The 13,952-nt window shown below is 58.3% G+C and carries 14 protein-coding genes; 10 read left to right on the top strand and 4 right to left on the bottom strand.

The genetic code is table 11. The features are described 5' to 3' along the window. Positions 1-35: 35 nt before the first annotated feature. From NW805_RS07685 to NW805_RS07670, 4 genes are all read left to right on the top strand, one after another. On the top strand, positions 36-2,042 hold the full coding sequence (locus tag NW805_RS07685) for an argonaute PAZ domain-containing protein (protein ID WP_414422142.1): 2,007 nt from the start codon (positions 36-38) through the stop codon (positions 2,040-2,042). A 70-nt stretch (positions 2,043-2,112) separates the two neighbouring features. Next, positions 2,113-2,301 (top strand): hypothetical protein, encoded by a 189-nt coding sequence (locus tag NW805_RS07680; protein ID WP_414374286.1) that lies wholly within the window; start codon positions 2,113-2,115, stop codon positions 2,299-2,301. 129 nt (positions 2,302-2,430) lie between these two features. Further along, complete coding sequence (locus NW805_RS07675; RefSeq protein ID WP_414422141.1) at positions 2,431-3,666, top strand: hypothetical protein; 1,236 nt, start codon at positions 2,431-2,433, stop codon at positions 3,664-3,666. 92 nt (positions 3,667-3,758) lie between these two features. Continuing rightward, positions 3,759-4,178, top strand: a complete 420-nt coding sequence (locus tag NW805_RS07670; RefSeq protein WP_414422140.1) for a bis(5'-nucleosyl)-tetraphosphatase — start codon at positions 3,759-3,761, stop codon at positions 4,176-4,178. A 50-nt stretch (positions 4,179-4,228) separates the two neighbouring features. Here NW805_RS07670 and NW805_RS07665 read toward each other — a convergent pair whose 3' ends face one another. Then, positions 4,229-4,372 carry a hypothetical protein gene (locus NW805_RS07665; protein ID WP_414422139.1) on the bottom strand — a complete coding sequence of 48 codons (144 nt, stop codon included), beginning with the start codon at positions 4,370-4,372 and terminating at the stop codon, positions 4,229-4,231. Beyond that, positions 4,369-4,920 (bottom strand): hypothetical protein, encoded by a 552-nt coding sequence (locus tag NW805_RS07660; protein WP_414383228.1) that lies wholly within the window; start codon positions 4,918-4,920, stop codon positions 4,369-4,371. The genes NW805_RS07665 and NW805_RS07660 overlap by 4 nt, the downstream gene beginning before the upstream one ends. 136 nt (positions 4,921-5,056) lie before the next feature. Here NW805_RS07660 and NW805_RS07655 point away from each other — a divergent pair, with 136 nt between their 5' ends. Beyond that, positions 5,057-6,034 (top strand): acetyl-CoA carboxylase carboxyltransferase subunit alpha, encoded by a 978-nt coding sequence (locus NW805_RS07655; protein ID WP_414399575.1) that lies wholly within the window; start codon positions 5,057-5,059, stop codon positions 6,032-6,034. Positions 6,035-6,317: 283 nt separating this feature from the next. On the opposite strand, the gene NW805_RS07650 is transcribed toward NW805_RS07655, so the two are convergent. Then, a complete protein-coding gene (locus tag NW805_RS07650) occupies positions 6,318-8,093 on the bottom strand; it encodes a phospholipase D-like domain-containing protein (RefSeq protein WP_414422138.1) in 1,776 nt (591 codons plus the stop codon). On the opposite strand from NW805_RS07650, the gene NW805_RS07645 reads away from it, so the two are divergent. From NW805_RS07645 to NW805_RS07630, 4 genes are all read left to right on the top strand, one after another. Further along, a complete protein-coding gene (locus NW805_RS07645) occupies positions 8,064-8,387 on the top strand; it encodes a fasciclin domain-containing protein (RefSeq protein WP_414416458.1) in 324 nt (107 codons plus the stop codon). The genes NW805_RS07650 and NW805_RS07645 overlap by 30 nt on opposite strands. A gap of 67 nt (positions 8,388-8,454) precedes the next feature. Continuing rightward, positions 8,455-8,634: a hypothetical protein gene (locus tag NW805_RS07640; protein ID WP_414349732.1), complete on the top strand. Its 180-nt coding sequence runs from the start codon at positions 8,455-8,457 to the stop codon at positions 8,632-8,634. 210 nt (positions 8,635-8,844) lie between these two features. Further along, complete coding sequence (locus NW805_RS07635) at positions 8,845-10,347, top strand: DUF697 domain-containing protein (protein ID WP_414422137.1); 1,503 nt, start codon at positions 8,845-8,847, stop codon at positions 10,345-10,347. 267 nt (positions 10,348-10,614) lie between these two features. Next, entirely contained in the window at positions 10,615-10,968 is a 354-nt protein-coding gene (locus NW805_RS07630) for a DUF6464 family protein (protein ID WP_414349734.1), read from the top strand. Here NW805_RS07630 and NW805_RS07625 read toward each other — a convergent pair. Beyond that, positions 10,965-12,425 carry a BCD family MFS transporter gene (locus NW805_RS07625; RefSeq protein ID WP_414422136.1) on the bottom strand — a complete coding sequence of 487 codons (1,461 nt, stop codon included), beginning with the start codon at positions 12,423-12,425 and terminating at the stop codon, positions 10,965-10,967. The genes NW805_RS07630 and NW805_RS07625 overlap by 4 nt on opposite strands. A gap of 169 nt (positions 12,426-12,594) precedes the next feature. On the opposite strand from NW805_RS07625, the gene NW805_RS07620 reads away from it, so the two are divergent. Then, entirely contained in the window at positions 12,595-13,944 is a 1,350-nt protein-coding gene (locus tag NW805_RS07620; protein WP_414422135.1) for a hypothetical protein, read from the top strand. Positions 13,945-13,952 lie beyond the last annotated feature (8 nt).

The raw sequence follows: 13,952 nt of genomic DNA, 5'->3' as shown, positions 1-13,952 counted from the left end.
AAGCCCTCGCAAGGGTTTGTAATCAGCTAGGTGTAGTGGCTGTTCCTCTAGAGGGCTGCATTATAGCCCGGGAAAAGGTTGACCCCGATAAACTTAAGACAAAGGACGGGGAACTAGAGGAAATTGGACAGAGAGTTCTAAACTGCACCAATGTCCAAGAAAAAGATGCCCTCGAAAGCTTTGAGCGTAGGAGGCTACGGCTGTGTCTCAAATCTTTATACTCTGGGAAAACCGAAGTTGAAACATCAGGAGGCAGCTTACTTTGGTGGAAGAAGGAAGAAGTTGATTGTGGAGAGGGTTGGAAAATCCACGAAGGAAGAAGAATAGATGTTGTTGTCAACCAGGACAGTGAGCTGTACATAGAGATAGATGTTCAGTACCATTTCTACACGCCATGGACCTTGCATGAGTGGCTTGATAAATATCCAGATGTCCCGATCCATTGGGTCCAGAATACATACGATAAACGCCAGACTTGGGAATATCTGGGTATCCTTTCCAAACAGTCGCCGTGGGAGATTCAATTGCCAGAGCTGAACATGAGTCTAGCGGAGTATCATTTGCAGAAGCACAGTGCACCTAGAGAGGAAGTGGAAAGCTCCTGGGTAGTCGAAGTATCTTCAGGTCGAGGGTGTTTTCCCCATCTGTCTCGAAGGCTATCGCCTGTCTTAACTTTGGAGATGCTGGCCAGCATAGAAGATGCTAGAAATCCTGGTAAAAAAGTCAGTGCTTCGGTCATCGAGCATTTTAGAAAAAGTTTAGAATATAGACTTCAAGAGTCTAAAAAAGTTGCAGAGACTATCATAAGAAGAATCTACAAATCTCCCATTGCTCAAGAGAGAATTCAGCCTCTGAAAATAGAGGGCTATATCCTGCCAAGGCCAAGACTACTGGGTCGCAACAATCAAGCAATCGAGAACCCAGCCAGAGTTAGGTACCAAGGATGTGCAAGAGTTGGCGAGACAAAGTTTGGACTTCTAAATCTTGACGATAATAAACGTGAGTATCCTACTGAGGTTCGCAAGTGCCTACTTGAAGTAGCTAAAAAGAGCGGAGCAAGAGTTGAAATAGACTTTTACGCAACCCGTCAAGATTTGCCTGAAGGCGACCTTGCTCAACAGAGGTTTTGGCAAAGCTGGGCCGACAAAGGGATCAAAACCGTTCTGGTTGTCATGCCCTTGTCGCCTAATGAGCACAAGCAAAAGATCCGCTTGCAAGCACTTCGAGCAGGAATAGCAACTCAGTTTATGATTCCTGGAGCTGACCCCTACAAAGCTCTAAATGTCGTACTAGGACTTCTGTGTAAAGCTGCGTGGCAACCCGTGTTGCTTGAACCCCTCGATCATCCTGAGTGCTCCGAGCTTACCATTGGTTTTGATGTGGGGACGAATCGAGAGCTTTACTACGGAACCTCTGCCTTCGCGGTACTGGCCAATGGTCAAAGCTTAGGCTGGGAGTTGCCCGATATACAAAGAGGAGAAACTTTTTCCGGCGAGGCAATTTATCAAACCGTGTCCAAGCTCGTCAATAGATTCTACAACAAATTTCATCGATACCCTAGAAAGGTTCTTTTGATGAGGGATGGCTTAGTTCAAAGAGGCGAATTTGATAAAACAATTGAGGAACTAAGAAAAGAAAAGATTGCTGTGGATATTGTTGGAGTGCGCAAAAGTGGCACAGTCAGAATGGGAAGAGAGGAAAAAGGAAGCTATAGAGACGCTGCAATGGGCACTGTCATTTTTGACCATGAACGGAGGTCATTTATGCTCGTAACAAGCCAGCCCATTAAGAAGTCCTCGGTGCCAATTGGCAGCGCAAGACCGCTGCGAGTTGTCCATGAACACGGCAACACTCCTTTGGAAGTTCTGGCTATACAAACTTACCATCTCTCCCAGCTTCATCCCGCCAGTGGTTTTCAAGCCTGTAGGCTTCCTTGGGTATTGCACTTTGCCGACAAAAGCAGTAAAGAGTTCCAGCGCATTGGCAACAGCATTTTTAGTGTGCTGCAGAACATAAACCGAGAGAAGTTGATTGCCGTCTAGCCAAGGGAGGGGATCCCCACCTGCCGGCCTTGCTAGGATTGGGGGGGTGGTTGGTGTTGCGGCTATGGAGATGAATGAGGTCTGGAAGACCTTTCTGAGCAATCCTGTTCCGTTCTGTGGCGGTTTTCTCAGCGGCCTGCTGCGTTTGGACGTGAAGCAAGATCCGCTGCGCAGTTGGCTGGAGTCCCAGGGGCTGAGGGTGGAGGAGCCCCCGCCTTCCGGTCGCTCCGACGGCCCCCAATCCATTTCCATTGAATAGGCGTACTCAATCGGCGGGCAGAGAGTAGGGATCCCTTCCAAAGGGTTACTCACGGTCGTGGGAAGCGCTCCGATCCCGGCAGAAGCAGTGGCAAGAAGGGCAACAAGAGCAGGGTTGCGAGGTGAGCTGATGTTCCCTGAACAGTCCCAATTCAGGAAGTGGCAGGGATCCCTTCGAGGCTGGGGCTATCTCGGCGGGGTGGTGTTCCTGGCAACGGGACTGGTCGGTCTGCCGTCAGGGGATCCAGCCGTGGCCCAATCGGCTCCCTCTTCTCTTGCCAGCCCTAAGCAGGATCCCCAAGCTTGGCTGGAGCGCTACAACGCCGCTCTAGAGCAATTGCCCCCTTTGCCCAACTTGCAATATCGCCAGCAGGTGCGGGTGGAGGGATCCCAAACCTTCACAGCCACGTTGGATGTGCTCTACCGCCGCGACGGCAGTTGGCAGGCTTGGGTAGCCGAAGGGGATCGCATCCGCCTCTTGGATTCGCGCCAATTGGAAGTGGTGAACCAGTCGGATCTGCTGCAGCTGTACTCGGTGTATGTGAGCCGACCGGAAGCCCTCTTGCCCTCGGTGAGCTTTTACTTGAAGGCGGATCCCAGCCGCTACCGCGTCCTCTCCTCAGAACGGGTGGATTTGGCTGGATCCCCTGTCCAGCACTTGCGCCTAGAGCCCATTCAGGAAGGCCAGTTGCGGGAGCTGTGGCTGGATCCGCAGTCGGGGCTGCCGCGGCAGGTGTTGCTGTTTTTGTCGGGGGTGTGGGGGCAGGCCTATGTCCTGATGGGGTTTACGGCGGTGCCAGCTCCCGAGGGAGGGGAGCGCTACTGGCTGCCGGAGAGCACCCGCATCAATTTGGGCTATGGCTTTTGGACCCTGGAGGGCCTGAACCGCCGCGTGTTCAGGGGATCCCTGTCCATCCAGCATGACTACCAGGACTACCGCATTTTGCCAGAAGGGACGCAGTTGCGCTTTTTGCCTTCGCAGCCGCCGGTGGATGCGCCGCCGGTGGTAGCCGGCCTGCCGGGGAGCGCTCCTCAAGCGGAGTTGGGAGATGTGCGGGCCTTGGGAGTGGATGAGCAGGGCAACCAGCAGTTCAGCATTGGCCTGGGCCGGCGCTCCAGCCCGGACAATTCCTTGGAAGACCGAATCGTTGCTTTCAACCTAACCCGACCCACCAGCCGCAACGCCCTGACCCAAATCGATACTTTAGCTCTTTTGCCTCTGGGGAATGGCCAGTTGCCCATCTATCTCTTCCAATTCGACACCGGTCGCCCCCTCTCGCCCCTGCAGGGGGTAGAGCGCCCGCAGATGGATCCCAACGAGGTCTTCGCTCCTAAGCCGCCAGCCATCAAACTCTTTGGAGATTAGCTCCCCAATGCTGATAGATGCTGCCTATGGGGTGATCCCCATCCTGCCCCCACCCACCCGCCCAGGAAGCTCCCAGACTGGGCTCTTCTCATTTGTATCTGCTCATCCAGCACCAGAAGGGGCATTGGGCTTTCCCAAAAGGGCACAAGGATAGCTCCGAAAGCGACCTGGAGGCGGCGCAGCGAGAATTGCGAGAGGAAACCGGCTTGACCGACTACCAGCTTCTGACCCTGCCCGGCCAGTCTGACCCTTTGACGCTGCAGGAAGCCTACACCTTTACGGATCCAGAGGGGAACCGAGTGGCCAAAACCGTTACCTACTACGTGGCCTTGCTGCCGCCCCAATTTCCTCCTCCGGCCCTGCAGGTGCAACCGGAGGAGGTGGCCGCCTACCGCTGGTGCTCCTACCCCGAAGCCTTGGAGCAGATCAGCTTTGAAGAAAGTCGGCAACTGCTGCGCCGCTGCCAGGCTTATCTGCAAGAGCTGTGGGGAGGTCAGTCCACTGGAGTCTGACCTAGGGCAGGCCCGGCCCATCCGACTTGGCCAATACCTGGGAAACGCCCTCACTCGGCAGCCTGCGCCGCCTGACATCCTCCCAGTTGCAGCCTCTCCCCAGCCGCTATGCAGCTCAGGCCCGCCAACGGGGTATTGTGCAGTGGATCCCGCCAGTTGAAGGTCAGCTCCCCCTGTTGGTGTTCGACCCTCATCTCTGGCCTGCCTGTTCTTGAGAAGGGAGAAGGGGCAGTTGCAGCTCTGGATTCTCCACGCGGGTTAGCTCCCAGCGAAAGGGATCCCCACCCCGTCGCTGCCAATTCAATTGGAAGGGTTGCTCCAGCGCATTCACCTGATCTCGCGTCAGGTTGGCCAAGGGGCCGCCGGAGCCCTCGATAACAAACCAGAGGGTGGCCCGTCCTTGGCGACTGGGATCCCCTAGGTCGAGCTGCACCTGCAGCGCTTGGGGTTGGAGGCGCAAGCGAAAAAATTGGCCGAAGATCTCGCGGCTGTAGGCCAGCGCCCGCTGCTTGTTCAGGCCCCAACCATCGCTATAGGCCTCAGATACCAACATCTCCACCTGATCCCAGTTGCGCTGCTCCACCGCCCGCAGCAATCTCTGGGTGTGGGCCCGGATTTGCCGCTCGGGCCGCCCGTAGTGCCAAAAGGCGCCCCCTGCGATGGCCAAAACGACGGATCCCACCACCCCCCAGCGCAGCCAGGGGGGAAGGGGTGAAGGGGGAGAAGAGACAGAAGCAGACAAGGGATCCCTCTTGGGCAGTAGGGGGATTGCTCCCTCTAGCCTACGGGATCTACATGTGAGAAGATCAAAGCCTGACCCCGAAATCTGTGCAGCCTCTGCCGGTCACAGCACGCTCCCGAAATTTAGCCAACCGGTCATGACCAAGTCCACCGACCGCCTGCTGCTGGAGTTTGAGCAGCCTGTTGCCGCCCTGGAGCAACGAATTCAAGAAATTCGGGCCTTGGCAGAAGAAAACGACATCGATGCTTCTGAGCAGATTCGCCAATTGGAAGCCAAAGCCGAAGAGCTGCGCCGTGAGATCTTCAGCCAGCTCACGCCGGTAGAACGGCTCCAGGTGGCCCGTCACCCCCGCCGCCCCACCACCCTGGATTACGTACAGACCATCTGTGACGACTGGTTTGAGCTGCACGGGGATCGCCACGGCCAGGACGATCCAGCCATTGTGGGCGGGTTGGCCAAGCTGGGGGATCAGCCGGTGATGATCCTCGGCCACCAAAAGGGTCGCGACACCAAAGACAACATCCACCGCAACTTTGGGATGCCCAATCCCGCCGGCTACCGCAAAGCCCTGCGGCTAATGGAACATGCCCACCGCTTCGGCCTGCCCCTGCTCACCTTCATCGATACGCCGGGGGCTTACCCAGGCGTTAAGGCGGAAGCCGAGGGCCAAGGAGAGGCCATTGCCACCAACCTGCAGACCCTTTTCCGGCTGGAGATCCCCATCATCTGCACTGTCATCGGCGAAGGGGGATCGGGCGGAGCCTTGGCCATTGGGGTGGGCAACCGCATCCTGATGTTCGAGCACGCCGTCTACTCCGTGATCTCGCCGGAAGGCTGCGCGGCTATTCTCTGGAAAGACGCCAAAAAAGCTCCGCAAGCGGCGGCAGCCCTGCGCATTACCGCCCAAGACCTGCTGCAACTGGAGGTGATCGACGAGATCCTGCCAGAGCCGGTTGGCGGCGCCCACCGCGCGCCCTTGGAAGCTGCTCAAACCCTCAAAGAGGCTCTTCTCAGGCATCTCAAGGAACTTTCTAGCCTGAGCGGGCGAGAATTGCGCGAGGAGCGCTACCAAAAGTTTCGCCGCATGGGAGCGTTTCTGGAGCTTTCTGAATAGACTTATGCATCCCTGATTTATAGTCGTTTCAGATTAGGGTGAGACACCTGGGCCATTGATCGCGCCAGCGGGACGGAGTCCTTGAAAAGCCTTTTGGCCCCCTGCATTATTGCTCTGCAACGCCGATGCGACCAACATTTTAGGCGTGGGTGCAGTGTCCTGGTTTGAACTGAAATGACTATATTTGGGGTTTATTCGAGGGGAGAGGCCCTTTAGGAGCTGCTCTGGGATGAACTTCCGAAAGCACTCCGCGCCCTCAACCTGACCAAGAGGGGGCTAACTCCTACCAGGTTACCCGATCCCGCAGTTGCTCAATCCGGGCTGGGCCAATGCCATTGACCCGTTGCAGATCCTCCAAAGAGGAGAAGGGGCGGGCCTCGATAATGCGCTGCGCCAGGGCGGGGCCAATGCCGGGCAACTGTTCCAGCTCCGCCGCCGTGGCCGTATTCAGGTTAACGCGAGGGGATCCCCCAGGAGACGCCACCGGAAAAGCAACCGACGGGGAAGGGGATCCCGCCTCAGGAGGAAGAACGACCTCGACTTCCAGCAGCTCCGGCTCCGGTTCAGGCAAGGAAGCGGCAACGGGGACGGGGTTGGGGCAGCGACGGGATCCCTCTTCTGCCTGTTGTTGCAGGCGGCGGCTGGGGCCAAAACGGGCCTCGGCCATCAGCCGGTCGAACTCCCGCACAAAGTGATCCACCACTCGGCCATTGCGGATGATCAGGAGGTTTTCATCGTTGACGTGATTGGCGGCCATCGACCAGTTGTGGGATCCGGTGATCACCGTGGCCTGAGGAGTGCCGGGATCGATGATGGCAAACTTATGGTGCAGCTTATCGCCGGGGGCGAGGTTGGGTATGCCTACAGACTGGGCCGGCAGCGTCCAGGGCAGGCGCGCCGCCTCCACCTGGCACTTTTCGTCGGGGAGCAACAGCCCCCACATCTCCAGGGTGCGGCTGTAGTCGCGGAAGGCAAAGCCGGGATCGAACACCCCGCGGATCTCCACGTTACGCTCCTGGCGCAGTTGCCTGAGCTGGTTGGCAATGCCCGGATCCGTAAAGACGAACAGAGCCAGATCCACCTGTCGCCGGGCTTGGGCCAGGGCGGCGGCGATGATGCCGTTGGAGGTGGCTTCATAGGGCAGGGAGCGGCTGGCAGGAGAAAAGTGAACCCCCACAATGGCATCGCCAAGGTACACCGTTTCCAGGGGACGCTTGAGCTTTTGCACGCCGAAGCGGCTATCGGTCAAGCCACCGGGGCCATCGCCCCACATGAGATCGAATTCCTCGGTGTAGAGGCGGGCCAGCTCCGGGCTGTCCAGCAGCAGCAGATGGTTGGCATTGCCGACGCTGTCGGGGGCATCAAAGTCCCCGTGAATATCAGAGAGCGTGAAATTGGCCGATCCGGTCAAGACTTTCTGCCCGTCGATCACCACAAATTTGTGGTGCATCAGGCCACTGCCCTTGGAACCATCGGCGGTATCGTCCAGCCAGGGCACCTGGCCTCCATCCAGCAAGGCGTACACATCCCGCGTGGCGACCTCCTCAGCCGAAAACCGTCCATCCCGGTTCACATCCACCAGGTTGCGGTACTCCTCGAACTTGCGACGGCTGCGCTCGTCCAGCGCCCGCACTTCGGCAGGGGTGAGCTGGTGCCAGGCTCGCACGTAGGTGTTTTCAGTAATAAAACGCACAGGGATCCCCGCCTGCCGCCGCTCCACCAGAGCCTGGGCAATCAGGGGTAGGTTCAGCTCCTGCACGGCAATATCCACCGACTGCCGAGCGGAGCGAATCTGGGAAATGATGAACTCTTCCAGGTTGTAGCCATAGCGGCGGATCTGGCGATAGGGATCCCGATAGGTGCTCTCGCGGCTTTGGTTGAACACCACCCGGATGCGGGGGTGCTGCGGCAGAGGGGCCAGGGTGGGCAGCTCCGGCTCTTGGGGGTAGGCTCTGGGCCGAGGACCCACCCAGTAGCCGATCAAGACCAGAATGAGAAGCAGAGCAGCCCAGGGCAGCCAGCGGCGGAGTTGCCGCAGCCACGACGGGATCCCGTTCATGGCCTTTCTCCTCTCCAGCAATCACACCCCCAGGATACCGAACTTTATCGCAGCCACTTCTGGGGCAAGGTGTCTCTGGGGGGTATTCTCACCTATCACGTGGTTCCCGGTTTGGCCCCTTCCGACGCCCTCAGAGCCGGCCAGCAGGTGGCGACCTTACAGGGATCCCCGGTGACGGTCACCCTCGAGGGAGGACAGATCCGCATCAACAACGCCAAGGTAGTTGTGGCAGACATTCAAGCCTCTAACGGCATCATCCACGTCATCGATGCAGTCTTGATCCCGCCGCGTTAGGAATTGGGCCACCACTTCGGGCATCATAGAAGCATCGAGATCCAGCACTTTATTGGGGAGATTCAGCGTGGAGCGGCCTAAGTGGGTAGCAATCGTTACAGGGATCCTGGCCATTGCTCTGGGGGTGGGCTACTTGCTGCTGGCACAGCTGTTGGATTATCGCGGGGGCGAGTTTTTGCCGGCACCGCTGGAGCCGCCGGCGATTTTGGGAGAGGGGATCCCTGGCTCATTGGGCCGGTTGAGCTGAGGGCGCTTTTGACTTCCTGCTTCCCCTTCCTCTTTTACTTGCGGGTGGCTGATCCCCAGCAAAACTCTTGACAAAATTGTATGCTCAGCTACAGCAAGCCCTATGCTGGAGAAGCGGTTGCAGATTCAGTTGACAGCGGGGGCTGTCCTCTGGGATGACCGGTCGATTTTGGCTTTTTGATCTGGAGATCTGGGCAGGCTGTGGGTTGGGATGGTGCTGTCGCGCTCCACTTGGGTGTGGTTGTGGGCAGGGCTGGGTTTGGCGGCCCTGAGCCAATATCTGCAATGGGTTAGCGGGATCTATAGCTTTATCGCCCCCCATTCGTTGCCGCTGGCGGATCTGGCAGTGGCCGGGATCCTGGGAGGGACAGCAGCAGCAGGTCTGGCAGCGCGCCATTGGTGGCAGCAGGCTGGCCGACGGCAAAGTACTCCAAACCAGCGGACACAACCGCTGCGGCGGGTTAAGTTAACTCGGAATCAGGTGCAAGCCGATCTGGAAGATGCCGATCGCCTGATCCAGAAGCTGCAGAATGACATCAGTCGCCGTGCCCTGCGTGCCAAGCTGCAAGAGATCAATCAGCGGCTTAACCAGGAGGAATTGCATCTGGTGGTGTTCGGCACCAGTTCCGCCGGCAAGACCTCGTTGATCAATGCCTTGATGGGCCGACCAGTGGGCGAAACAGCCCCCACCCTGGGCACCACCCAGCAGGGATCCATCCACACCTACCAATTGGAGGGCTGGAACGGCCCCATTTCCCTTACCGACACACCTGGGCTGCTGACGATTGGGGGAGCAGGTGAAGCGGAAGCCCGCGCCCTGGCCCAGAAGGCGGATCTGCTGATCTTGGTGGTGGCCGGAGACCTGCTGGCTTCGGAATATGCCGAAATGCTGGAGTTGGCCCGGCTGGGCAAATCCGCCATCCTGGCCCTCAACAAAACCGATCAGATGCTGCCGGAGGATGTAGAGACCATCTTGGCCCATTTGCGCCGACGCACTGCCGGTGTGATCCCCGCCGAACAGGTGGTGGCCATCGCCGCCGATCCAGAGCCCCTCAAGGTTCGCTACTACTCCGAAGATGGCTCTGTGCGGGAAACTTGGGAGCCGCAGCCCCCCGATACGGAGGCCCTCATTCAACAAATGGCTCACCTGCTGCAGCAGAAGGGATCCCACCTGCGCTTGGCCAATGCCTTGTTGCAAACCCGAACTCTCAGCGAAGCCGTCCAGCAGGCCCTCCAAGAAGAACGTCGCCAACAGGGTCGCCAGATCGTGGAACGGATGCAGTGGGCCACCGCTGCTGCCCTGGCGGCAAACCCTCTTCCTGCTTTGGATGTGCTGGCAGGAGTAGCCATTCAGGCGCGCATGATTGGGGAACTGCACCAGGTGTTTGACCGACGCATTACCTTGCGCCGGGCCCAGCAAATTGCCCAGAGTTTGGCGCAAATGGTGGTGCAACTGGGGGGGCTGGAGCTGGCTACTCAGGCTTTGGGCTCTCTGCTCAAGGCCAGCCCCTTGATGGTTATGGGGATCCCCCTGCAGGCAGTGACGGGGGCCTATCTGACACGGGTGGCGGGGCTCAGTTACCTAGAGTGGCTGTCCTCTGGGGATCCCTGGCAAGAGGAAATCCTGCAAGAGCGGATTAGGCAGCAGCTCCAAAACCGTCATCCTCTGGCTTTTCTCACCCAACTGGCCCGCCAAGCCCATTCCAACAGCTAGTCGAAGCATCCATCTTTTCGCCGCCGCAGGCCCAACCTATCCCGTTCTCCGCCCGCCGCAGAAAATCCATTACACTGAGTACAGCTTTTTCTAACTTAACTTTGTAGAAGTTCTGTAGATTAGCAGGCTCCAGGTCACACAAGAGAGAACATTTGTACCAGCCATACTCAGTGTTGCCGGAAAAAGTTGCACAATTTGTTAATCACAAGTCAAGCCCAGTCCATCATTTTGTAGTCTGCTGCCCTAAACTGGCTCCGTTTGCGCCTTATGTCTTCCATCAACCCGACCTTGCCCATTCAGTGGATCGACGCGGATTCGGGAGAGGTGGTGGAAGAATGCCCTTGGGAGAGCAGTCCCCATCCGGGCACCTACGTCCAACTGGCAGAGCAGCACTACCTGGTTCTGGAAAAGCGTCATTCCTACCGGCTCCGGCAAGGCAAATACCACCTGTGTGGGATCCGCGCCCTGGTGCGTTCGGTCACCCCACCTCAGGAAGTGGGAAGGTTCCTGGGGGATCCCTCCTGTCGGTTTAATGCCCACTCGCCCTTGCTGCGTTGTGCCGTCAACCCCAGCGGGCCCTGTCAGGGCTGCCCCCACTACGAGTCGGCCCCGCGTTGCTAGCCCTCCAGCTCCAGAGCCAACACCTGGGTCAGCGCACGGTTGGTCTTTTCGCGAAACTCGGCCACGCTCACCCGCCCCAACAAATACACAGCCAGCAACATCACCGCCGCCTCTGTCCCGAACACCGTGGCATAGGCAAGTATTGGCGAGCCGGGAAATAGGATCCGCCCCAGATCGAGCAAAGCCCCACCAAGTAAGGTGGAAACTGCCTGGGACATGGCCTGGGCCAGTCCCCAAGCCCCGATAAAGGTGCCTGCCGTCTCCGCTGCCGTCAAGTCCAACATGAGGCTAATGGCGCCATTGGTGGTGATCCCAGAAGCCAAACCAAACAGGATCATGCACAGTTGCAACAGCCGTGAATTGCCTGTAAACCCTGATGCAATGGTCAGCCCAAAAGAGATGGCCACCAGCAGGCAGCCCAGACGAGCCGTTGTCTGTTTGCCCAGCTTGGGCACAATGAAAAATCCGGTCAGCACAATCCCTGCCAAAATACCCAGGCTCCAAAAGGCATTGAGCTGGGTGCTCTGGGCCACCGTCATGCCAAACACCTCGCCGCCGTAGGGTTCTAGGATCGGCTGTTGGATAAACAGGCCCATGGTCATCAACACCAAAAAGCCGAAAAAGATCAGGGTTTGGCGGCTGGCGGTCAGCACCTTGATGGCCGTACCCAGGGTGATTTGGTCTTCCCGTCCGGCCAGGGTGGAACGGGATCCGTAGCGGGAATAGCGCTTTTCCACCCCCCAGGTGGCAACCACCCCCAGCAGGATCACCACGGCTGGAATGATGATGAAGAGGCGATTAATGGTGCTCTGCAGGTTGTCCGGATCCAAGCCCCGCAGCAGAACTGCCGAGCCAATGGCCCCGCCGGCAATCCCCACCATCAACATAGACCAGACGATCCCCACCAACTTAGAGCGGTTGTCCTCCTCTGACACATCCACCAGCAGAGCCGCAAAAGGTGTGGAGCAGGCGCTGAGGCAGAGACCATAAAGGGCAAACATCAAACAGGCCAAGCCTATCCAGCCATAGGTGGCTCCAGACCAGCCCGTAGCCGCAAAGCTATCCCCCAAACCCCACACCACCTGCACCCCCAGGAAGATGCAGACCGCAAACAGCACCGATCCCAGACGCACATAGCCGGTGCGATGCAGGCCAAACAGGGGCTTGGCATCCGAGAGCTGCCCAAACCAAACCCGAGCCGGGGAGACCAACTGGTGCATGGCCAGGGATCCCCCCACCACCGTTGCCGGGATGGCCAGCAGATCCGTGTCGATCATGACGCGGTTCAGCACTCCCAGAGTGAGCAGCGACATCATTCCCAAGCCCATTTGAAACAGGCCCAGGCGGAACATGACATGCAGCGGCAAAGACTGAACCTGCACCTGAGGCTCTGGAGAAGCTGGAGTTACAGAAGCCACAGAAGCGTTGACCTCGGGATCCCGGCGGATATTGGCCATGATCTGGAATGATTCGAAAGGGTGCTACAGCCTTTTATCGTAGCCCAGGCAGCCTGGGATCCCGGCAAAAGCATGGGGTTGCCAAAAGTGAAACCGCCACGTCCTCTCCCCTTTTGGGAGCTATTGTCAGGGTATAGTCCCCCAATTTCCAATCCTCAGGAATATTGCTATGCGCGCCCCCATCCCCTGGCTGCTGAGTTCACTGAGCTGGGTGGGCATTTCCCTGGCCGGAGCAGCCCTCGTCCCTACACTGATGGTGTCCACCTCGCAGGCAACCCCTATGGATTTTCCGCTCCACCAGTCCCTTTCTTCCCCCACTCCTTCAGAGTGGGCGGAATACTTGGCCTACAGGCAGGTCATCGACCGGACGATCTCCATGACCTGGGATCCGCAAGCGCGAGCCTTGGCAAAGCAGTATGGGCTGGATATCGTCAACATCACCTGGGAAGATACCGGACGCCACAAGGGATCTGCCCTTGGCCCCAACATCAGCGACATGACCATCCAGGTACAACAGCTCAACCCCAGAACGGGTCACTACGAGCTGAGCTTGATGCCGGTGATCCGCTACCCCAACTTTGCCGATCTGTCTGCAGACCTGCCCCTCGACAGCCTACAGGTGCTGGTGGGCAACGAAAAAGGAAAACCCCTGCAACCAGTGTCGTTGCGAGAGCTGCTGGGGAATCTGCGCCGCTACTTACATGATCCCGGCTCTTGGGCCGGCAACCGGAACTCCCTGCTGGCTCCACGGGATAGCCATGTGTTGGTGAGCGCCCAAGCTGCCTTTTTGCCCATCCCTGCCGGGGGCTCTGCCCAATTCAACCCGGTGTTGTTCAACTACCAATCCTATCCCGGTAACCCAGCCGTGCTGGCAATCTTGGCCACCCGCGAGGGCACCAGCATTACGGTGATCGAGAACCGCACCGAAGATAGGGTGGGCGAGGCTATTTGGGGCCAGCGCCTTTTCTTCAATCAAAACAGTGAACGGGCCAGCCTCACCGGGCAGCGCCTCAGCGATTTTCGGGCCGAGCAAGCCGCCAACCCAACCCCCAGAGATCCCCATTCGGCGGAAGTAGCAGAAGAAGCCCTGAACCTGGTGATGGTGATCCAAGTACCTCTCCAGCAGCGGCAGCCGCCGCGAAGGGAAGTTGAGGATATCTCTGTCAATTTCGGACCCGCAGCCGGCCTGGCCGGCCTCAGCAATGTAGAAGCCGCTGTCATCGGACATGGAGAGGTAGAGGGCCCCTTCACCGAGATCAACAACCTGGACATCGAGCGGGATCCTCGCTTTCCCATTCGGGTCACGATCCAGTTCTACAAAGCCACCGACAACGGCGTGGTCTCCGCCGAGGACATGGCCCAAATCCACCATCAAATTGCCCGCGTCTACCGAGAGGCCGACTATGTGGGCAGCTTGGTGATTCAGGGGGATACAGGCCGACCTACGGAGTACGACCGCGACGCAGAGACAGAGCGCCCCTTTCCCTTTCCTTGGTTTCCTTGGTGGCCGCGACGCTAGGGCCTGCT

Source organism: Synechococcus sp. W60.1 (genome assembly GCF_047461575.1).
Classification (GTDB): domain Bacteria; phylum Cyanobacteriota; class Cyanobacteriia; order Thermostichales; family Thermostichaceae; genus Thermostichus.
This window is presented reverse-complemented; position numbering and strand designations above follow the sequence as displayed.